Source organism: Citrobacter sp. Cpo040 (assembly GCF_030332915.1).
In the GTDB taxonomy this organism is placed as follows: domain Bacteria; phylum Pseudomonadota; class Gammaproteobacteria; order Enterobacterales; family Enterobacteriaceae; genus Citrobacter; species Citrobacter portucalensis.
Map to the genome: position 1 here is coordinate 239,384 of NZ_JAOWGX010000033.1, position 21,684 is coordinate 261,067.

Sequence of the window (21,684 nt, forward strand, 5' to 3'; positions counted from 1 at the left end):
GAGTAGAAGTTGACTCTCTCGGTAATATAAAACGAGTATTAAAATAACAAGGGAAAATAAAAATGAAGAAAATACAGTTTTTTGTTTATATGGGATTAGGCTTAATCATGGTGTTCATGGTTTATAGTTATTTTAGTACATTCAATGAACCAGGGATGTCATTTGCTACAGTATTACTTGCATTATTTACTTTAGCATTTTGGAGTATGGTTATGATCATCTCATTTTGGTGGTCAATTATAGCCATTCCAACTGTGCAAGAAAACTACCCCGCATTAATGCAAAAACTTCCAAAGTTTTTTAATAACTTTCTTCTACCTATCATCATTGTAATTTTATTATTAATAGCTGGGCAAGCTAATGTTCATATGATGAATCTACAAGGAAAGAATCTTGGTTTTATGATCGAAGATCAATTCTCTGAAGCGAAGAGTGCCGGGATCTTTAACAGAGAAAAGTGGATTGAGGTTAAAGCTAAGCAAGATGAGTCAATGAAATTAGCCGATAAACATGCCGCCGCTGTAGCATTAGAAAAAAAGAACAAAGACTACATCGAAAGTAAGATTAATAGTCTCGACAAGAGTAGTGGTAAGTACTTAGTAGCTGAAAATATCTACAAGCAACATGGTGTTTGGGTCGATGATTACATTGCGGTTCAAAAGAAGTCATGCTCACGTGAATTCAATCGACTGTTAGCTGCTAATGCAGCGTCTGAGCAAGCCATTGAGTACTGGAATGAAACCTCTGATTCTTTAACCCGGTCGGGTGTTTCGCCATTTGCAGGGGGGAGGAGTCCTACAACCGATCCTGACATCCAGAGAACCAGCAATGATATTAGATTTGCCCGTTCTCAATTAGAAAATTGTGGTATAGCTCATCTTAACGAGATAGAACATCGTGTTACATTACAAACTGATAATTGAAATGGATTCAGGATTATGTATTTCAAAGCGGTTGTTATAAGTTTAAGTTTGCTATTGTGTTTATCGGCCTCTGCTGATGAACTTAAGCAAAATATTGATAGCACATTACAAAAATGCAAGATGGATGCGGTTAGTACCATTGACTCACAGAATTGCTATATTAAAGCTACTACAGCGTGGGATACTGAGCTTGGGAATCAATATAAACTGCTAATGAAAGATCAGCCTGAAAATGTGCGTACAACCCTAAGAGATTCACAAAGGCAATGGATAAAATACAGAGATTCGTATAATAAAGGAATTGAGGCTTTTTATCAAAAAGAAGAGGGTACTATCTGGAGTTTAATTGCGGCTGAAAGCAAAATGAATATCATCCGCGATAAAACATTAGATCTTTATCGACTAAGGAATAGTACAAATCTTGGTGGTTGATATTTAAAGGTAGCGTAGGCTACCTTTTTTATTGCCATCTATGCGTCAGGGCTGGTGGGAACCCGCTATTAATAATTCTTGCAGTACTTTCATCGTTCCATTCACAAAGAAGTACACCAAATATAAAATAATCATCCGTTTTTTCATCAAAGTACATGTGCATTACTCTATGGAGTAAGCGTTCGGTCTCACTGAAATAACTATGAATCATAGCTTATCTCTTATTTCATCTGTTTGTAGCTTTGAAACTTTAGAAATAGTAGCTCTTGAACAACCCAACAACTCCTGAATTCGATTCCAGCTTTTACCATCTGAAAGCAATTCCTTAACCTTCTTTCTGAGATTTTCATCTACAGGACGGCCTTTGTACTTTCCTTCACTTTTAGCTTTCTCAATTCCTTGTTTTTGGCGACGTCTGCGATCTTCATAATCCTTACGGGCGAATGCTGCCAGAAAATCTAACATCATCGTATTCATTGATTCGAACATTCGAGAAGTTAGAGAATCAGTACTTCCTTTCAATAATTGGTGGCTGGTTGGAAGATCTAACGATACTACTCGAATTCCTTTTGACTCGATGAGAGTGCGAAGAGTTTTCCAATCATTGGTAGTAAGCCTTGCCAGGCGGTCTACCTGTTCACATAGAAGTACATCGCCCGATTCTGCAATATCGAGTAATTGAAATAGTTGAGGACGTTGCAACGTTGCACCAGATACATTCTCGATAAAGTATTTTGAGACTTTCATACCATGTGTGCTTACGAATTCATCAAGTTCCACTTTCCCTCGTAAAGCATTTTGTTCTTGGGTTGAAGCCCTTAAATAGCCCCAAATACGCATTGTATCTTCCTCCAGTTCGTTTTACATGGTTCATTATAATTGGTCCTTTTTAAGTTGTAAAATCGATTTAGTGAACCAATATACAAAGGCAAATTGTAAGTCTGCTTGGGGTATACATGTCGGGAACCATAGGGAAGTGTAAGAAACATACTCATTTAAATAGATTCATGCCAAGTATGTATTAGCAGAAATGCATGTGCCTTTTAAAGGAATTGATAAAACTTATGTAAGATATTAATCATTGCTTATAGAAAAAGGCCCAAAACTTGTTGCTTTAGGCCGTTATATAGACTATTGCTTTTTCTTTCTTGTGATAAATGCCTTACCAATGATTGCTGCAAATGCTATACAGGAATCAAGACCTTTTTTATCAGCAAGCCTTATAAGATAATGACCTACTTCACGTTCACTAAAACCGTTTTTGATTAAGTTTGTAGTTATCTCATCGAGATCTAAATTATCAGAGTCGGCATAATCATAATTAAAACTGTTTTGTTCATACTTATATGAACTTGTAACAGGTTGTACAACTTTTTTGACCTCTGTTTGTTGTTCAGGCTCTTTTGATATAGCCATTTGTTCTGACTGGATATCATTTTTTAGAGTCAAATCATTTTGGCGAAGTTGAGTAGGTTCAGCGAATTTGATATCACCTATTTTACTCTTTACTAAAATAGTCTGACCATATTCGAGTTGCATCCATTGCCACTCATAATTTTTATTCTTCCAACCACCAGATTTTGATAAGGTGACTTTACCCAATCCAATAATATGGTAAATGCCATCCTTATTTTTGACTAATGTATCACTTTGCGTTTGTGGCGATTGCCATTTGTTTATATTAGGGTAGTCAAAGTTTACAGTTGGAATTCCTTCCGCTATATCACTTAATCTACTGGCTTCGCTAATAATATATTTGCTATCTTGAATGTCCCATTCAGGAAGGCTACTGTAACATCCCAATATAGCTCCTGCCATACTTCCAATTGAATCTGTATCAGTGCCTAATAAATTGACACATGAAATAATTGCTTCGTATGGATTTGCGTTTTTATAAAAATGACAAAGCAAGGCACTCGCAATTGCTGTATTAGTTGCAGTACCTCTCCTTGATTCTTTGTTGCATTCAAGTGCATCAATTACTGATTTGTATTTATCAGAGAGGTCATTATATTCTTTAGCTGCATTCAGAGATTTTGATAGATATGCTTTTGATTCAATGCGAACTCTCTCTACTTCTTCATGCAGTTTTTTTCCTGAAATAATCTCCCAGTTAGGAAGCCAGAAATTATTTAACTCGTAGATCTCGTTAATAATTTGAGGGATAGCAGTGAAGTTATCAATAAAACCATTGATTTCTGTAGGGCCAGCAGGTTTTCCATTTATTAAAGCGTACTGTAAAGTATCAGCATGTAATAGGGCTCCACACACTGCTAATACATGACCATGAGTCACTAACGAATCTTTGATTACTGATGCAACATATTTTCTTTCTAAGATGTTTTTACAACTCCATACATGAGGTTGTATTCTCATGGCGGTTCCATTTCCACCTGAGTTTGTGTAATCAATCCCGTTAACTTTATAGAAATTAGAAAACCAATTTGTATCTTTACGCATGAGGTTTGTAGCGGCTAATTTGGTTGCTCTGCCAGCACCTAAAGCATAAGATAACCACACAGGAAGTTCTATTTTTGCAAATGACTCCGTGTCAAATTCACCATTACTTCTTATAGATCTCGATACGGCTAATCTTAATTGTGTATCATCTGAGTATGTCCCTGCTGGGAGGCTTACAGTTACTCCTGAGTAACCTCCAATTTTTCTGTTCCAGCTGACAGGCTTGAGGAGGTAGGAATCATTAATCCTTCGCTTTAAGCCATTTTCGTCGGTAAGTTCAGAAATCCAGCCAATAGCATCACCAGCGGCGGCCCACAGTGCGGAATTTATGACTTTTTGTTTTCTGAGTGAGTTCATTTTTCCCTCTTAGAATGTGTTAGGCACACCTAAAAATTTTTCTGGACAAATAATAACATTTACAGAAAGAAAACCAAAGCTCCTCAGTGTCCCATGTATAGATGCAGCCTGCTCTTGGTTTTGTACGTAAACGCTTCTAAGGAATTTCATATCAAGAGGATTAGGATACAGAACTTCAGCCTGTTCGCAGGTGGTTAATCTTTGCTGTCTTCCATTTCTACTAACTGTCTTTCCTCTCCATCGAGTGATTGTTTCAACAAACATAGATTGAAGTCCTGCACAACCTGGTGTTCGTATTACGGAAGTATAGATATTATTAGTAGTTGTAAAATATACCTTTGGGTGAGTTAGGATAATGGGATCAAAAGCCATTATACACCACCATCTGTCTTCACCTCTAAACCAATTTCTGGCTGCATTAAAATAACTTGTGTTTATTTCACTTATGGAAAGGTTTATATAATCTAACCAATCTTCATCTTTGTTGAATGTATCCTGTGCTTCTTTTCTCTCACTTGATACAGGTGATGCAATATAACTAAGAAATTGTTCTTCGTTTAAAGCTTTGCGAGATAAAACTAAACCTGTGCCTGCACAACCCGTTAAACCTCTTTCAGTCGTAAAGTGCAGGATTTCTGAGATCCCTTTCTCAAATATAAATTGTTCAATGTCCATTTATAAATCTACCTCATCGAAAGTACCACGGGTAAAATAGTCAACCAAATCTGATTTTTCCGATTCTTTATATCCGATAACTACAGACTCTCTGGCTCGACTGATAGCCATTGCAAGCAATCTTCTTAATTGCTGTAATTTATCATCATTTTCATCTTGTTGATGCTGCATATTTGCATCACTTAGGCCTAAAATTATAACATGATCAAATTCAAGACCTTTAGCTGAATTCATTGTGGACAACGCAATATTTTCAGGTCCTCTTGACCAAACTTTATTTTTAGTTATGGTTACATAAGGAAGTCCATGACGTGTAAGCTGTCTTTGAATTTCTTCAAACCATTGCCCACCTTTAGGTTTAAGAAATGCGACAGATTCATTTGCAAGGTTAACATTCCTTTGAATGTAATCAATGGCATATCTTACTTGTTGCGAGTATAGCCCTTTGCACACAACTGGTTTTGGCCCATGCCTTGTAGCTCTTGTAAAGTCGCTAATGCTTCCATCATCATCGATTGTTAATCCATGGGTAATAGACGCAGCAAATGCAGCAATTTCTACTGTGTTTCTATGATTTTCACCTAATCTGAAATAGGCCGCATTACGCATATCTAATCCAGTTTCTACCCATGTGAAGCCTCGCGGGTATAATCGCTGTATAGTATCAATTACAAACGTTAAGTAATAATCATCCTTAAGGTGATTTAATATTGCTCTAATTTGATTGGCTGAAAAATCTTGCGTTTCATCAACGACAATTATGTCATACCCCAGACATTCATGAGAGATCATTTTCTCGCACTGAGTATGCCAATCGTCTAACTGATGCTCTTCAAGATATTGTACATAGGAGCGAACAATATCAATTAAACGCTGGCGAGTCTGTCTTGTTACTTGTGGCGACAATCCTCTACCAGTTCTCTCAACTGTTAAGTAATTATCTAATTCGTGATGGCGGAATCTGCCTCGAAAGTAGTCTATTTCATCGAGTACAAAGTTTAAATCAAGTCCAAGTGTTAAACATTTATTTAAAAGATAAGAATCTCGAGTTGTATCTTTAATCAAAGGTGTATTGAGGTGCCTTCGAGCCCAATTGGAAAATGTATCATTTTCAACTTCTACTGGGATAGCTTTAGCTTGGATGCTGTCATCAATTAGCCCCTCAATATATCCGGCAAGGGTTCGGTTAAATGACAGCACTAATGTTTTGATAGGTGTATTGTCATTGTTAAGATTTCTTCGATATGTTAACGCATTGACTATTGCTGTGAGTCTAAGTAAAGCACTTGTGGTTTTACCACTACCTGCGGCACCCCTGATAACGACTATGCCTGCTGTATTCCGACTGACTATTGGCAGCTGTTCAGGTGTAGCACGATGGTTCGAAAGAATTTTCAAACTAATCTCCTTAAAGTTTCTTTTTCCGTTTTGTACCTTCAACTGAGGGTGTTATAGAGAAGACATCATTTAGTAATGTCTAATTAGTATTAATCTTATATACCTGATGGATGAAGCCTTCAAGCGGAGGATATAACTTATCTTTCAAACGGTTAGTGATCACAAATTTTACTATATAATAACTACACTAATCACCATGAGTTCGATAAGCGTAAAGCCTCGTTGCTTGTTCATCGTTCGCTCCTTGAGTTTGCTGGCGCTACTTTGGCAAACCCACGGGAGGACGGCGAGGGACAAAAAACAAAACGGGAAAGTGGGTTCAGAGGATTTTTACGAAATTACAGAGTCAGACAATGTATTTGCGAAGAGACTCGAAGAAACTGCCGGGTGGTGGTGTAAATGCCGTATTCGGCTTACAGAATAAACCTGTGTAGTAGGCCCGATAAGCGAAGCGTCATCGGGCAATACAATTAGCAATTAGCGAAATCGCATGGAGAGATCGAGTGCGCGAACATGTTTGGTCAGCGCGCCAACGGAGATAAAGTCCACACCGGTTTCGGCAAATTCGCGCAGCGTTTCATGGGTGACGTTGCCCGACACTTCCAGACGCGCCTGGCCGTTGGTGCGTTTTACCGCTTCGCGCATTTGGTCAGTTTCGAAGTTATCGAGCATGATGATATCGGCCCCGGCTTTCAGCGCGTCGTCCAGTTCATCCAGGCTTTCTACTTCGACTTCAACCGGCACATCCGGGTGCAACCAGAAGGCTTTTTCGACGGCCTGACGTACCGAGCCGGAAGCAATAATGTGGTTTTCTTTAATCAGGAAGGCGTCGGACAGCCCCAAACGATGATTCGCACCGCCGCCGCACAATACGGCGTATTTTAGCGCGGTACGCAGTCCCGGCAGGGTTTTACGCGTATCCAGCAGTTGGGTCTTGGTTCCCGCTAACAGGTCGACGTATTTACGCACTTCGCTCGCTACACCTGAAAGCGTCTGCACAAAATTCAGCGCAGTACGTTCACCGGTCAGTAAAACGCGGGAAGGGCCGTCCAGTTCAAACAGCGGCTGATTGGCCTTTATGCTGTCGCCATCTTCAACATGCCAGGTGATGTTGACATCATCGCCAGCCAGCTGAATAAAGACCTCTTCCACCCAACGTTTTCCACAAAAAACGCCATCTTCGCGGGTGATTACGGTGGCATGGGAGCGCATGTCTTCGGGTAAAAGCTGTGCGGTGATATCGTTATTGGCATCAACTTCTCCGCCTAAATCTTCACGCAGCGCCTGAGCTACAGCGGCAGGGATATCCAGATTTATGCGTTCCAACAGCGCGTCACGTCGGTAGTCAGGGTTATAGCGGCGAGGCGGCATGATAAAACTCCAAATTGCTAACGAATCATAAGGTGGAAACATGCTACCCTGAACCTGATATGAGCACCACCAATAAGGAGATTCTGCATGTTGTTAGACGAGGGCTGGCTGGCAGAGGCGCGACGCGTTTCCTCTCCGCATTACGATTGCCGCCCGGATGACGAAAACCCTTCTCTGCTGGTGGTGCATAATATCAGCCTGCCACCCGGCGAGTTTGGCGGCCCGTGGATAGACGCGCTGTTTACAGGCACGATTGATCCCAACGCCCATCCTTATTTTGCCGGGATCGCCCATCTGCGTGTTTCAGCCCATTGTTTGATTCGCCGTGACGGTGAAATCGTGCAATATGTGCCTTTTGATAAACGCGCCTGGCATGCGGGTGTGTCGAGCTATCAAGGGCGAGAACGCTGTAATGATTTTTCAATTGGTATTGAGTTGGAAGGGACGGATACGCTGGCCTATACCGATGCGCAGTATCAGCAACTGGCTGCCGTGACGAATACTCTGATTACGCGTTATCCGGCCATTGCTAACAACATGACAGGACATTGCAATATTGCGCCCGAGCGTAAGACCGATCCCGGGTCGTCCTTTGACTGGGCAAGGTTCCGCGCCCTGGTCACCCCCTCGTCGCACAAGGAGATGACATGACGCTGTTTACAACATTATTGGTGTTGATTGTTGAACGCCTGTTTAAGCTGGGTGAGCACTGGCAGCTTGATCACCGGATTGAAGCTTTTTTCCGCCGGATTAAGCATTTTTCGATGATGCGTACGGTAGGCATGACTCTGATTGCGATGGGAGTGACGTTTCTGCTACTGCGCGCACTTCATGGGCTGTTGTTTAATGTTCCGTTGCTGGTGGCGTGGATCTTAATTGGCTTGCTGTGCATCGGTGCTGGCAAGGCGCGCCTTCACTATCACGCTTACCTGAACGCGGCTGCTCGCGATGATGCTCACGCCCGTGATGCTATGGCCAGCGAGCTGACGCTTATCCATGGGGTTCCGCCGGACTGCGATGAGCGTGAATTCTTGCGCGAACTGCAGAACGCGTTGTTATGGAACAACTTCCGCTTTTATCTGGCGCCGTTATTTTGGCTGATTGTCGGTGGTCCATGGGGACCTGTGACGCTGGTTGGTTATGCTTTTTTACGTGCCTGGCAGTCCTGGCTGGCGCGCTATCAGACACCGCACCAGCGTCTGCAATCAGGTATTGATGCGATCCTGCATGTGCTGGATTGGATCCCGGTGCGTCTGGCGGGCGTGGTCTATGCGCTGTTGGGACATGGCGAGAAGGCGCTGCCGGCCTGGCTTGCCTCGCTTGCGGATCTGCACACGTCGCAATATCAGGTGCTTACGCGTCTGGCGCAGTTCTCGCTGGCGCGTGAACCGCACACCGATAAAGTCGAAACGCCAAAAGCCGCCGTTTCGCTGGCGAAGAAAACCTCGTTTGTGGTGGTGGTGGTTATTGCGGTGCTCACCATTTATGGGGCATTAGTATAGCGTTGTGCCGGATGGCGCTAATGCTTATCCGGCCTACAATGAAAAAACGTGTAGGCCCGGTAAGCGTTAGCGCCACCGGGCAGTGCAGCGGTTTAGTTCGTATCAGCAGGCGGGATGCCAAAATCTGGCATGCCGTTTTCGTCCCAACGCACGAGCTTCAGACGAGTGTGGCGGTTTGGGTCGTACAGCGGATCGCCCTCGATTTCGGTGTAGTTTCTCGCGTGATACACCAGCACATCTTCACCTTCCGGCGTTTGTGTAAAGCTGTTGTGTCCTGGCCCAAACTGGCGGTTTTCATAACTGGTGGTAAAGACCGGGCGCGGTGATTTGTGCCAGTTCTGCGGGTTGAGCGGATCGGCGTTGAGGTCAATCCACAATAATCCCATACAGTAGTTCTCATCGGTGGCGCTGGCGGAATAGCTGATAAACAGCTTATCGCCGTGAACCATGACGGCAGGACCTTCATTGACCCAAAAACCCCGGCATTCCCAGTCATACTCAGGGTGACTTAGCATGACCGGCTCGCCTTTAATCGTCCATGGATTTTCCAGCTCAGCGAGATAGATATTGGAGTTTCCGGCGATATCGGGCGACTTCTGCGCCCAGAGGTACCACTGTTTTCCCTGATGGTTAAAGGTGGTGGCATCAAGCGCAAAGGTATCAAACTGCGTTTTAATCTGACCTTTCTCCGTCCACTGCCCGGTCAGCGGATCGGCGTCGGCACATTCGAGCGCAAACATGCGATGCTGGAACATCCCCAGCTTGTCGAGCGACTGTGTGTGAGTGGCAGCAAAATAGATGTACCACTTGCCTGCCAGATGATGGATTTCGGGTGCCCAGATGAGTTGGCTCATGGGGCCGCTTTCTGGTTTGTGCCAGACGACAACCGGGGCGGCGGTGCGTAGCCCTTCCAGCGAGTCGGCCCGGCGTATCTCCAGTCGGTCATATTCGGGTACTGAAGCAATGAAATAATAGTGGCTACCGTCACGTAAGATAAACGGATCGGCACGCTGTTCAATAAAGGGATTTGGCCACTGATTCATTAGGCTTTCCTTACGGTTTCAGTCGTTTTTATATCGTGGTATTCATTCAGTTCACGGTAGTTGGCGCGGCGCTTTTCTAAATCTGTCTGGATTTGTTGCATAAACTCGCGGTCAACTTTCAGCAGACGAACCACGCCTGCGGTAATCAGGTAGCCTACGCCCGGTATGATGGTAAACAGCAGCATAATACCGTTAATGGCAGAGTCGCTTTGCGCTTTCGCCCCTGCGTCGTAGCCGTACCAGGATAGCAGGAAGCCGACCATCGCTCCGGCAATCGCCAGGCCCAGTTTCAGGAAGAACAGGTTACCGGAGAAGCTGATTCCGGTGATGCGTTTACCGGTTTTCCACTCGCCATAGTCATCGACATCCGCCATCAGCGACCAGTGCAGCGGAGAAGGAATTTGATGCAGGATGTTGAGCAGGAAGTAGAGCACCATAATCATCATGGTGGCTTTCGGATCGAAGAAGTAAAACGCGGCAGAGAAAATCGCCAGGATAATATTGGTCCAGAAGAAGACTTTAAGTTTGCACCAGCGATCGGTTAATACCTTCGCCAGCATACTGCCGATCATCATGCCGACCACACCAAGACTGATAAACAGCGTTGCGAACTGCGTGCTTTGCTGCATAACCCATGTCACGTAGTACATGGTGGCAGCCATGCGAATAAAGCCCGGACAGACGTTGCACAATGTTAACAGCAGAATTTTTACCCACTGATCGTTCTTCCACACGTCTTTCAGATCGGCTTTTAAATCGTCATTGGTCTGGACAGCAGGGCGTACGCGTTCACGGACCGTAGCGAAGCAAAACAGGAACATACACATGCCGATGAAAGCCAGAACCGCCATCGCCATCTGATACCCTTTGGCTTTGTCTTCCCCGCCGAACCAGTCGGCCATTGGCAGCAAGGTGAGGGACAGCAGCAGGGTTGCAATGCCTACCAACACAAAGCGATATGACTGGCAGGCGACGCGTTCCTTCGGATCGTTGGTGATAACGCTGCCGAGCGAGCAGTAGGGAATGTTGATCGCTGTATAAGTAATAGATAGCAGGAAGTAGGTAACGAACGCATAGATAACTTTGCTGTTATAGGTCCACTCAGGGGTGGTAAACATCAGTACGCTGAATAATGCGTACGGGAAAGCCATCCATAAAAGCCATGGACGAAATCGACCATATTTACTACGGGTGCGGTCGGCCATCGCGCCCATTATAGGGTCGGTAACGGCGTCGATAACGCGTACTGAGAGCAGTAATACGCCGACCAGTGCAGGTGCCAGACCAAAAATGTCTGTGTAAAAATAGTTAACAAACAACATGATGGCGCCAAATATGATGTTGCATCCGGCGTCGCCCATTCCATAGCCGATCTTTTCTTTCACCGTGAGCTTACTGGTTTCCATCAACTGCACTCCATTAATGAGATATGGAGAGAATTATTGTCCGGTACCGGTGTTTTTGCGTTGCAGGATAACGCCGCTGATATGGACTAAACAGTCGTGAGTGGGAAAGTGTGAGACAGGTAACAACCCCCACCTGACGCAGGTGGGGGGAGGGGGGATTAATGCGCTTTAACCGCGCCGGCCGTTTTCTGTTTACACAGGTAGCCGATGCCAAGAATGGCAATCCATACAGGGATTAAGTACACCGAGATCGCCATACCCGGCGTCATCAGCATAATCACCAGTACTGCAGCCATGAAAATCAGGCACACCCAGTTACCCAGCGGATAGAGCAGCGCCGGGAAGCGGGTGGTAACACCCTGCTGCTGTTTGGCTTTGCGGAACTTCATGTGTGCCAGGCTAATCATTGCCCAGTTGATCACCAGTGCGGAAACCACCAGCGCCATCAGCAGGCCAAAGGCGGATTCCGGTGCCAGGTAGTTGATCAGCACACACAGAGCCGTCACCAGTGCGGAAACCAGAATGGTGTTCACCGGTACACCGCGTTTGTCGACGTTCATCAGCGCTTTCGGTGCATTGCCCTGCTGTGCCAGACCGAACAGCATACGGCTGTTGCAGTATACGCAGCTGTTATAGACAGAAAGGGCGGCAGTCAGCACTACGATGTTCAGGGCATTAGCAACAAAGGTGTCTCCCAGCTCGTGGAAAATAAGGACAAACGGGCTGGTATCGGCCGTGACACGCGTCCACGGCATCAGGGAAAGCAGAACCGCCAGCGAACCCACATAGAAAATCAGGATACGGTAGATAACCTGGTTGGTCGCTTTGGGAATGCTTTGCTCCGGGTTATCCGCTTCTGCTGCGGTGATCCCGACCAGCTCCAGCCCACCGAAAGAGAACATAATAATAGCCATCATCATCACCAGTCCGGTGAAGCCGTGCGGCAGGAAGCCACCCTGGCTCCACAGGTTGCTGACGCTGGCCTGCGGGCCGCCGTTACCGCTAAACAGTAACCAGCCGCCGAACAGGATCATCGCTACGACGGCAATGACTTTAATAATGGCGAACCAGAACTCCATCTCACCAAACACTTTCACGTTGGTCAGGTTGATGGCGTTGATCAGCACAAAGAAGGCAGCCGCAGACACCCATGTTGGGATCTCCGGGTACCAGAACTGGATGTATTTACCCACGGCAGTTAGCTCAGCCATGGCAACCAATACGTACAGCACCCAATAGTTCCAGCCGGAAGAGAACCCCGCGAAACCGCCCCAGTATTTATAAGCAAAGTGACTAAATGAGCCTGCAACGGGCTCTTCAACCACCATTTCACCTAACTGACGCATAATCAAAAAGGCGATAAAGCCGGCAATAGCGTAACCCAGAATAATACCCGGTCCTGCAGACTGGATAACGGATGCGCTACCGAGGAATAACCCGGTACCAATCGCGCCACCCAGCGCGATTAGCTGGATATGGCGGTTCTTAAGGCCGCGCTTGAGCTGATCGCCATGCTGTTGACTTTCCATCATGAAACCTCGTGTGTGGTTTTACTCTTCATATTTCGAGTGCTTATTTTTTGAACTACGCAGCAATGCGTGTGTAAGTTTGCAATTCCGTTTGTTGTATTAATTTGTTTACAGATGCTTTTGATAAAATGTTGCCTTAATACTTTTGTCTTGATCAGAATAATGATATGCGAGCGCGAATGCACCTGCTTTATGCGGGGAAGATGACGACTTGAATAAAAAGAAACCATTTGTAAATTCGAGTTTATCTACCACAAAATTTCCATTTTGAATTTCTATTCATTAATAGTGGTTGATATATCGATAAATAAGCAGGTGAATCGGTTCAGATGAGATAATTTTTCGTTTCAATTCCGTTAAAACTACCACGAGGTGGGTAAATTTAACATTTGTGCATAGTTACATGTTTGAAACGTTATTTCTGTAATGTTGTTAAAATATGCCTCCTTTACTGATTTCAATCAAAACCTGTATGGACAGAAGGTGAATACTTTGTTACTTTAGCGTCAAGAACATGAAATTGGTAAGACCAATTGACTCCGGGCAAATGGCTTAAGACAGGAAATCATGGCCTACAGCAAAATCCGCCAACCAAAACTCTCCGATGTGATTGAGCAGCAGCTGGAGTTTTTAATTCTTGAGGGGACACTTCGCCCCGGAGAAAAACTCCCACCGGAACGCGAGCTGGCAAAACAGTTCGACGTCTCCCGCCCCTCCTTACGCGAGGCGATCCAACGCCTTGAAGCGAAGGGCTTACTGCTTCGTCGTCAGGGCGGTGGCACTTTTGTTCAGAGCAGCCTGTGGCAGAGCTTTAGCGACCCACTGGTAGAGCTGCTCTCCGACCATCCTGAATCCCAGTTTGACCTGCTTGAGACGCGCCATGCGCTGGAAGGTATTGCGGCTTATTACGCTGCACTGCGCAGCACGGATGAAGACAAAACGCGTATCCGTGAACTCCACCATGCGATCGAGCTTGCTCAACAGTCCGGCGATCTTGACGGCGAATCTGATGCGGTACTCCAGTATCAAATTGCTGTCACCGAAGCGGCACACAATGTGGTGCTGCTCCATTTGCTAAGGTGTATGGAGCCGATGCTGGCCCAGAACGTTCGGCAAAACTTCGAATTGCTGTATGCGCGTCGTGAAATGCTGCCACTGGTTAGCAGTCACCGTACCCGTATTTTTGAAGCAATTATTGCCGGGAAGCCGGAAGAGGCGCGTGAAGCGTCCCACCGTCACCTGGCGTTTATCGAAGAGATCCTGCTGGACAGAAGCCGTGAGGAAAGCCGTCGTGAACGCGCCTTACGCCGTCTGGAGCAACGAAAGAATTAGTGATTTTTCTGGTAGAACGTTAACCAGAAGATGTTGTAAATCAAGCGCCATATAAAGTGCGCGGCAACTAAACGCAGAACCTGTCTTATTACGCTCTCTGGCGAGAACGTAATGGGACAGGTTCCAGATAACTCAACGTATTAGATAGATAAGGAATACCCCCATGTCAGAACGTTTCCCAAATGACGTGGATCCGATCGAAACTCGCGACTGGCTACAGGCGATCGAATCGGTCATCCGTGAAGAAGGTGTTGAGCGTGCTCAGTATCTGATCGACCAACTGCTTTCAGAAGCCCGCAAAGGCGGCGTGAAAGTAGCGGCAGGTGCAGGGGCCAGCAATTATGTAAACACTATTGCCGTTGAAGATGAACCGGAATACCCGGGCAATCTGGAGCTGGAACGTCGTATTCGTTCTGCTATCCGCTGGAACGCCATCATGACCGTACTGCGCGCGTCTAAAAAGGACCTCGAGCTGGGTGGCCACATGGCATCCTTCCAGTCCTCCGCAACGGTATATGATGTTTGCTTCAACCACTTCTTCCGCGCACGCAACGAGCAAGATGGCGGCGATCTGGTGTACTTCCAGGGTCACATCTCTCCGGGCATCTACGCACGCGCATTCCTGGAAGGTCGTCTGACTGAAGAGCAGATGAACAACTTCCGTCAGGAAGTACATGGCAAAGGCCTGTCTTCCTACCCGCACCCGAAACTGATGCCAGAATTCTGGCAGTTCCCGACCGTATCTATGGGTCTGGGCCCAATCGGTGCTATCTACCAGGCTAAATTCCTGAAATATCTGGAACACCGTGGCCTGAAAGATACCTCTAAACAGACCGTTTACGCCTTCCTGGGCGACGGCGAGATGGATGAGCCAGAATCTAAAGGTGCGATCACCATCGCGACCCGTGAAAAACTGGACAACCTGGTCTTTGTTATCAACTGTAACCTGCAGCGTCTTGACGGCCCGGTAACCGGTAACGGCAAGATTGTTAACGAACTGGAAGGCATCTTCGCGGGCGCTGGCTGGAACGTTATCAAAGTCATGTGGGGCGGTCGTTGGGATGAGCTGCTGCGTAAAGACACCAGCGGTAAACTGATCCAGTTGATGAACGAAACCGTTGACGGCGACTACCAGACCTTCAAATCCAAAGATGGCGCATACGTACGTGAGCACTTCTTCGGTAAATACCCGGAAACCGCAGCACTGGTTGCTGACTGGACTGACGAGCAGATTTGGGCTCTGAACCGTGGTGGTCACGATCCGAAGAAAGTCTACGCTGCACTGAAAAAAGCGCAGGAAACCAAAGGCAGAGCAACTGTAATCCTGGCCCATACCATCAAAGGTTACGGCATGGGTGACACTGCTGAAGGTAAAAACATCGCTCACCAGGTTAAGAAAATGAACATGGACGGCGTGCGTTATATCCGCGACCGCTTCAACGTTCCTGTGACCGATGAGCAGGTTGAAAACCTGTCTTACATCACCTTCCCGGAAGGTTCTGAAGAGCACACTTATCTGCACGCTCAGCGTCAGAAACTGCATGGCTACCTGCCAGCTCGTCAGCCGAACTTCACCGAGAAGCTGGAACTGCCAGCTCTGGAAGACTTCGGTGCGCTGCTGGAAGAGCAGAACAAAGAAATCTCCACCACTATCGCTTTCGTTCGTGCCCTGAACGTGATGCTGAAGAACAAGTCGATCAAAGATCGTCTGGTTCCGATCATCGCTGACGAAGCGCGTACTTTCGGTATGGAAGGTCTGTTCCGTCAGATTGGTATCTACAGCCCGAACGGTCAGCAGTACACCCCGCAGGACCGTGAGCAGGTTGCTTACTATAAAGAAGACGAGAAAGGTCAGATCCTGCAGGAAGGTATCAACGAACTGGGTGCAGGCGCATCCTGGCTGGCTGCTGCGACTTCTTACAGCACCAACGATCTGCCGATGATCCCGTTCTACATCTACTACTCCATGTTCGGGTTCCAGCGTATTGGTGACCTGTGCTGGCAGGCAGGCGACCAACAGGCTCGTGGCTTCCTGATTGGTGGTACTTCCGGTCGTACGACGCTGAACGGTGAAGGTCTGCAGCACGAAGATGGTCACAGCCATATTCAGTCTCTGACTATCCCGAACTGTATCTCTTACGATCCGTCTTACGCGTACGAAGTTGCGGTCATCATGCACGATGGTCTGGAGCGTATGTACGGTGAGAAACAAGAGAACGTTTACTACTACATCACTACGCTGAACGAAAACTACCACATGCCGGCAATGCCAGCAGGTGCCGAGGAAGGTATCCGTAAAGGTATCTACAAACTCGAAACCCTCGAAGGTAAGAAAGGTAAAGTTCAGCTACTGGGCTCCGGTTCTATCCTGCGTCACGTGCGTGAAGCAGCACAGATCCTGGCGAACGACTACGGTGTAGGTTCTGACGTTTACAGCGTAACCTCCTTCACTGAACTGGCGCGTGATGGCCAGGATTGTGAGCGCTGGAACATGCTGCACCCGCTGGAAACTCCGCGCGTTCCGTACATCGCTCAGGTGATGAACGACGCTCCGGCAGTAGCATCTACTGACTATATGAAACTGTTTGCCGAACAGGTTCGTACTTATGTACCGGCTGATGATTATCGCGTACTGGGTACTGACGGTTTCGGTCGCTCTGACAGCCGTGAAAACCTGCGTCACCACTTCGAAGTTGATGCTTCCTACGTGGTTGTAGCGGCCCTGGGCGAACTGGCTAAACGTGGCGAAATCGATAAGAAAGTGGTTGCAGATGCAATCATCAAATTCAACATCGATGCAGATAAAGTTAACCCGCGTCTGGCGTAAGAGGTAAAAGAATAATGGCTATCGAAATCAATGTACCGGACATCGGGGCTGATGAAGTTGAAATCACCGAGATCCTGGTCAAAGTAGGCGACAAAGTTGAAGCTGAACAGTCGCTGATCACCGTAGAAGGCGACAAAGCCTCTATGGAAGTTCCGTCCCCTCAGGCGGGTATCGTTAAAGAGATCAAAGTCTCTGTTGGCGACAAAACTGAGACCGGCAAACTGATCATGATTTTCGATTCCGCCGACGGTGCAGCAGCTGCTGCACCTGCTCAGGCAGAAGAGAAGAAAGAAGCAGCTCCGGCAGCAGCACCTGCTGCCTCTGCGGCGAAAGACGTACACGTACCTGACATCGGCGGCGACGAAGTAGAAGTTACCGAGATCATGGTTAAAGTGGGCGACACCGTTGCGGCTGAACAGTCTCTGATCACCGTTGAAGGTGACAAAGCCTCTATGGAAGTTCCGGCGCCGTTCGCCGGTACCGTTAAAGAGATCAAAATCAACACGGGTGACAAAGTGTCTACCGGTTCCCTGATTATGGTCTTCGAAGTGGCGGGCGCAGCGCCTGCTGCTGCACCGGCTCAGGCTGCTGCTCCAGCAGCAGCGGCGGCTCCGGCTGCTTCCGGCTCGAAAGAAGTTAACGTACCGGATATCGGTGGTGACGAAGTTGAAGTCACTGAAGTGATGGTTAAAGTGGGCGATAAAATTGCCGCTGAACAGTCACTGATCACCGTTGAAGGCGATAAAGCGTCGATGGAAGTTCCGGCACCGTTCGCGGGTACCGTGAAAGAAATCAAAATCAGCACCGGCGACAAAGTTAAAACCGGTTCTCTGATTATGGTCTTCGAAGTCGAAGGCGCAGCACCTGCAGCAGCTCCTGCACAAGCAGCAGCTCCGGCTCCGGCCGCTGCACCAGCGCCTGCGCAAGCCGCAGCTCCGGCCGCAAAAGCGGAAGGCAAATCTGAGTTTGCTGAAAACGACGCTTACGTTCATGCAACGCCGCTGATTCGTCGCCTGGCGCGCGAATTCGGTGTGAACCTGGCGAAAGTGAAAGGTTCTGGCCGTAAAGGTCGTATCCTGCGTGAAGACGTTCAGGCTTACGTGAAAGACGCTATCAAGCGTGCTGAAGCGGCTCCGGCTGCAGCAGCAGGTGGCGGTATCCCGGGCATGCTGCCTTGGCCGAAAGTGGACTTCAGCAAGTTTGGTGAAATCGAAGAAGTGGAACTGGGCCGTATCCAGAAAATCTCTGGTGCTAACCTGAGCCGTAACTGGGTGATGATCCCGCACGTTACGCACTTCGATAAGACCGATATCACTGATCTGGAAGCGTTCCGTAAACAGCAGAACGCCGAAGCTGAAAAACGTAAACTGGACGTGAAATTCACCCCAGTAGTCTTCATCATGAAAGCCGTTGCCGCAGCTCTGGAACAGATGCCGCGCTTCAACAGCTCCCTGTCTGAAGACGGTCAGCGCCTGACCCTGAAGAAATACATCAACATCGGTGTAGCGGTTGATACTCCGAATGGTCTGGTTGTTCCGGTCTTCAAAGACGTGAACAAGAAGAGCATTACCGAGCTGTCTCGTGAACTGACCGTGATCTCCAAGAAAGCGCGTGATGGCAAGCTGACCGCTGGCGAAATGCAGGGCGGTTGCTTCACCATCTCCAGCATCGGTGGCCTGGGTACTACCCACTTCGCGCCGATTGTGAACGCGCCGGAAGTGGCTATCCTCGGTGTCTCCAAGTCCTCTATGGAGCCAGTGTGGAACGGTAAAGAGTTTATGCCGCGTCTGATGATGCCGATTTCGCTCTCCTTCGACCACCGTGTAATTGACGGTGCGGATGGTGCGCGCTTTATCACCATCATCAACAACATGCTGTCTGACATTCGCCGCCTGGTGATGTAAGCGAAAAAGCCGGCCCGACGGCCGGCTTTTTTCTGGTAATCTCATGAAGTCAGTGAGGTTATTGTGCGAAAGACAAATCGGTTGCCGTTTGTTGTTTCAAAATTGTTAACAATTTTGTAAAATACGGGCGGATAGAACGACCCGCTGGACGACGGGTATAAATTAAGAGGTCATGATGAGCACTGAAATCAAAACTCAGGTCGTGGTACTTGGGGCAGGCCCTGCAGGTTACTCTGCTGCCTTCCGTTGCGCAGATTTAGGTCTGGAGACCGTCATCGTAGAACGTTACAGCACCCTTGGCGGTGTTTGTCTGAACGTCGGCTGTATCCCTTCTAAAGCGCTGCTGCACGTAGCAAAAGTTATCGAAGAAGCCAAAGCGCTGGCTGAACACGGTATCGTTTTTGGCGAGCCGAAAACCGATATCGACAAGATTCGTACCTGGAAAGAAAAAGTTATCACTCAGCTGACCGGCGGTCTGGCGGGTATGGCCAAAGGCCGTAAAGTGAAAGTGGTTAACGGTCTGGGTAAATTTACCGGGGCAAACACCCTGGAAGTTGAAGGCGAAAACGGCAAAACCGTGATCAACTTCGACAACGCAATCATCGCGGCGGGTTCCCGTCCGATCGAACTGCCGTTTATTCCGCATGAAGATCCGCGCGTGTGGGATTCCACCGATGCACTGGAACTGAAAACTGTTCCTAAGCGCCTGCTGGTAATGGGCGGCGGTATCATCGGTCTGGAAATGGGTACCGTGTACCATGCGCTGGGTTCAGAGATCGACGTGGTTGAAATGTTCGACCAGGTTATCCCGGCTGCCGACAAAGACGTGGTTAAAGTCTTCACCAAGCGTATCAGCAAGAAATTCAACCTGATGCTGGAAACCAAAGTGACCGCCGTTGAAGCGAAAGAAGACGGTATCTACGTTTCCATGGAAGGCAAAAAAGCCCCTGCCGAAGCTCAGCGTTACGATGCTGTGCTGGTAGCTATCGGTCGTGTACCGAACGGTAAAAACCTCGACGCGGGCAAAGCTGGCGTGGAAGTTGACGACCGTGGCTTCATCCGCGTTGACAAACAGCTGCGCACCAACGTGCCGCACATCTTTGCTATCGGCGATATCGTCGGTCAGCCGATGCTGGCACACAAAGGTGTTCATGAAGGTCACGTTGCCGCTGAAGTTATCGCCGGTAAGAAACACTACTTCGATCCGAAAGTTATCCCATCCATTGCATACACTGAACCAGAAGTTGCATGGGTTGGTCTGACCGAGAAAGAAGCGAAAGAAAAAGGCATTAGCTACGAAACCGCCACCTTCCCGTGGGCTGCTTCTGGCCGTGCTATCGCTTCCGATTGCGCAGACGGTATGACCAAACTGATTTTTGACAAAGAATCTCACCGTGTTATCGGTGGTGCGATTGTCGGTACCAACGGCGGCGAGCTGCTGGGCGAAATCGGTCTGGCGATCGAAATGGGTTGTGACGCAGAAGATATCGCGCTGACCATCCACGCGCACCCGACTCTGCACGAGTCCGTGGGCCTGGCGGCAGAAATCTTTGAAGGTAGCATTACCGACCTGCCAAACCCGAAAGCGAAGAAAAAGTAATTTTTACGCTTTTGTGAAAACGCCTCTTCGGAGGCGTTTTTTTTGTCTGAAGCTACCCGTTATTTCGGGCAACATGCCGGGTGGCGCTAGTGCTAACCCGGCCTACGGCTTAACCTCGCTTTACGGTGCTACAGGTTGCCAGTTTTTATCCGGATGGAATGTGGTTAACGCTTGCGCTTTCTGCTGTGATTCAACACCGAGATCGGCCTGGTAGACTTTGTCTTCACCGTTAATGATAAAACTCATCACGCCGGTGTGATCGTAGCTAACGGGCCAGGCTACCATGGCAAAACCGCTGGTTTTATCGGGAAGGATCCGGAAGCGATAGCCGTGATAGCCCATGCCCGGCTCCTGTGGACTGAAGGCTGGGCCAAGCGGGCTTGGCGCTTCGCCCGGCGAAACAGGCCAGTACAGACCATCCTTTTTCCCTTCAGAACTGACAATTTTTTGTGCGTATTTCTGGTTCATCGCAAAATAGCTCTGCTGAGCATCCACATAGGCGTGCAACGCCTCGATGGCAGCAAGTTCGTTGCGTCCAATCTCACGGGTCAGGATCTCTTCGGCCGCTTCCTTGATATCAAATTGCCAGCCTGAAGCGTTTTTGACGACCGGGATTGGCAGTTGCCAGTCGCTGTCCCCAACCACAAGATGCGCCGTATTGCCGTCGATGACAGTGCTATGGCGTACCTTCCAGTCACGCAGGAAGCGATCAACCGCATCAGGATCGACGCCTTCTGGCGGCAGAAAATCACGCCAGTTTTCCCCGAGCAGGTTGCTCATTGCACTTTCATTTTGCTCACTGATAGCGTTTGCCAGCGCATCTGTTGCCTGGTCTGGTGTGCTGAAGGATTGTTGTGCCATCGCGGTGGCCGAAACCATGAACAACACCATTCCACTGAGTAGTTTATTTTTCATGTCGGTTCCC

Annotated in this window: 18 protein-coding genes; 8 read left to right on the top strand and 10 right to left on the bottom strand. The window is 47.7% G+C overall.

Going from position 1 to position 21,684, the window contains the following annotated elements; all coding sequences use genetic code 11:
* Positions 1-62: 62 nt before the first annotated feature.
* Both OGX86_RS04150 and OGX86_RS04155 read left to right on the top strand, forming a co-directional pair.
* Positions 63-923 carry a hypothetical protein gene (locus OGX86_RS04150; protein ID WP_286639375.1) on the top strand — a complete coding sequence of 287 codons (861 nt, stop codon included), beginning with the start codon at positions 63-65 and terminating at the stop codon, positions 921-923.
* 15 nt (positions 924-938) lie between these two features.
* On the top strand, positions 939-1,355 hold the full coding sequence (locus OGX86_RS04155; protein WP_286639377.1) for a lysozyme inhibitor LprI family protein: 417 nt from the start codon (positions 939-941) through the stop codon (positions 1,353-1,355).
* Between the two features lie 207 nt (positions 1,356-1,562).
* Here OGX86_RS04155 and OGX86_RS04160 read toward each other — a convergent pair whose 3' ends face one another.
* The 6 genes from OGX86_RS04160 to nadC form a co-directional block, all read right to left on the bottom strand.
* Complete coding sequence (locus OGX86_RS04160; protein ID WP_086379696.1) at positions 1,563-2,195, bottom strand: recombinase family protein; 633 nt, start codon at positions 2,193-2,195, stop codon at positions 1,563-1,565.
* Between the two features lie 291 nt (positions 2,196-2,486).
* Positions 2,487-4,172 carry an ADP-ribosylglycohydrolase family protein gene (locus OGX86_RS04165; RefSeq protein WP_286639381.1) on the bottom strand — a complete coding sequence of 562 codons (1,686 nt, stop codon included), beginning with the start codon at positions 4,170-4,172 and terminating at the stop codon, positions 2,487-2,489.
* A gap of 9 nt (positions 4,173-4,181) precedes the next feature.
* The gene (locus OGX86_RS04170; RefSeq protein ID WP_094934527.1) at positions 4,182-4,847 is read right to left on the bottom strand and encodes a DarT ssDNA thymidine ADP-ribosyltransferase family protein; all 666 of its coding nucleotides are present in this window, start codon (positions 4,845-4,847) and stop codon (positions 4,182-4,184) included.
* A complete protein-coding gene (locus tag OGX86_RS04175; protein WP_286639385.1) occupies positions 4,848-6,245 on the bottom strand; it encodes a 3'-5' exonuclease in 1,398 nt (465 codons plus the stop codon).
* 171 nt (positions 6,246-6,416) lie between these two features.
* Positions 6,417-6,479, bottom strand: a complete 63-nt coding sequence (locus tag OGX86_RS22725) for a prepilin-type N-terminal cleavage/methylation domain-containing protein (RefSeq protein ID WP_353655312.1) — start codon at positions 6,477-6,479, stop codon at positions 6,417-6,419.
* 243 nt (positions 6,480-6,722) lie between these two features.
* Positions 6,723-7,616, bottom strand: coding sequence for a carboxylating nicotinate-nucleotide diphosphorylase (nadC, locus tag OGX86_RS04180; protein WP_003837454.1), 894 nt, complete (start codon positions 7,614-7,616; stop codon positions 6,723-6,725).
* Between the two features lie 87 nt (positions 7,617-7,703).
* Between nadC and ampD the strand changes: the two genes are divergently transcribed.
* Together ampD and ampE are read left to right on the top strand one after the other, a co-directional pair.
* Positions 7,704-8,267, top strand: coding sequence for a 1,6-anhydro-N-acetylmuramyl-L-alanine amidase AmpD (gene ampD / locus OGX86_RS04185; protein WP_128317354.1), 564 nt, complete (start codon positions 7,704-7,706; stop codon positions 8,265-8,267).
* A complete protein-coding gene (ampE, locus tag OGX86_RS04190) occupies positions 8,264-9,118 on the top strand; it encodes a beta-lactamase regulator AmpE (protein ID WP_032942372.1) in 855 nt (284 codons plus the stop codon). The genes ampD and ampE overlap by 4 nt, the downstream gene beginning before the upstream one ends.
* A gap of 92 nt (positions 9,119-9,210) precedes the next feature.
* Here the strand turns inward: ampE and OGX86_RS04195 are convergent, their stop codons facing one another.
* The 3 genes from OGX86_RS04195 to aroP form a co-directional block, all read right to left on the bottom strand.
* Entirely contained in the window at positions 9,211-10,161 is a 951-nt protein-coding gene (locus OGX86_RS04195) for a glycoside hydrolase family 43 protein (protein WP_048227084.1), read from the bottom strand.
* The gene (locus OGX86_RS04200; RefSeq protein ID WP_003829494.1) at positions 10,161-11,567 is read right to left on the bottom strand and encodes a glycoside-pentoside-hexuronide (GPH):cation symporter; all 1,407 of its coding nucleotides are present in this window, start codon (positions 11,565-11,567) and stop codon (positions 10,161-10,163) included. Before OGX86_RS04200 ends, OGX86_RS04195 begins: the two co-directional genes overlap by 1 nt.
* 158 nt (positions 11,568-11,725) lie before the next feature.
* Positions 11,726-13,099: an aromatic amino acid transporter AroP gene (gene aroP, locus OGX86_RS04205; protein ID WP_103014383.1), complete on the bottom strand. Its 1,374-nt coding sequence runs from the start codon at positions 13,097-13,099 to the stop codon at positions 11,726-11,728.
* 564 nt (positions 13,100-13,663) lie between these two features.
* On the opposite strand from aroP, the gene pdhR reads away from it, so the two are divergent.
* The 4 genes from pdhR (at position 13,664) to lpdA (ending at position 20,759) form a co-directional block, all read left to right on the top strand.
* Positions 13,664-14,428, top strand: coding sequence for a pyruvate dehydrogenase complex transcriptional repressor PdhR (gene pdhR, locus OGX86_RS04210; protein WP_003018699.1), 765 nt, complete (start codon positions 13,664-13,666; stop codon positions 14,426-14,428).
* A gap of 163 nt (positions 14,429-14,591) precedes the next feature.
* A complete protein-coding gene (gene aceE, locus OGX86_RS04215; RefSeq protein WP_048236129.1) occupies positions 14,592-17,255 on the top strand; it encodes a pyruvate dehydrogenase (acetyl-transferring), homodimeric type in 2,664 nt (887 codons plus the stop codon).
* Between the two features lie 14 nt (positions 17,256-17,269).
* Positions 17,270-19,159 (top strand): pyruvate dehydrogenase complex dihydrolipoyllysine-residue acetyltransferase, encoded by a 1,890-nt coding sequence (aceF, locus tag OGX86_RS04220; RefSeq protein WP_003829487.1) that lies wholly within the window; start codon positions 17,270-17,272, stop codon positions 19,157-19,159.
* A gap of 175 nt (positions 19,160-19,334) precedes the next feature.
* Positions 19,335-20,759 carry a dihydrolipoyl dehydrogenase gene (gene lpdA / locus OGX86_RS04225; protein ID WP_003829486.1) on the top strand — a complete coding sequence of 475 codons (1,425 nt, stop codon included), beginning with the start codon at positions 19,335-19,337 and terminating at the stop codon, positions 20,757-20,759.
* A gap of 120 nt (positions 20,760-20,879) precedes the next feature.
* Here the strand turns inward: lpdA and OGX86_RS04230 are convergent, their stop codons facing one another.
* Complete coding sequence (locus tag OGX86_RS04230) at positions 20,880-21,674, bottom strand: DUF2950 family protein (RefSeq protein ID WP_032942377.1); 795 nt, start codon at positions 21,672-21,674, stop codon at positions 20,880-20,882.
* Positions 21,675-21,684: the final 10 nt, after the last annotated feature.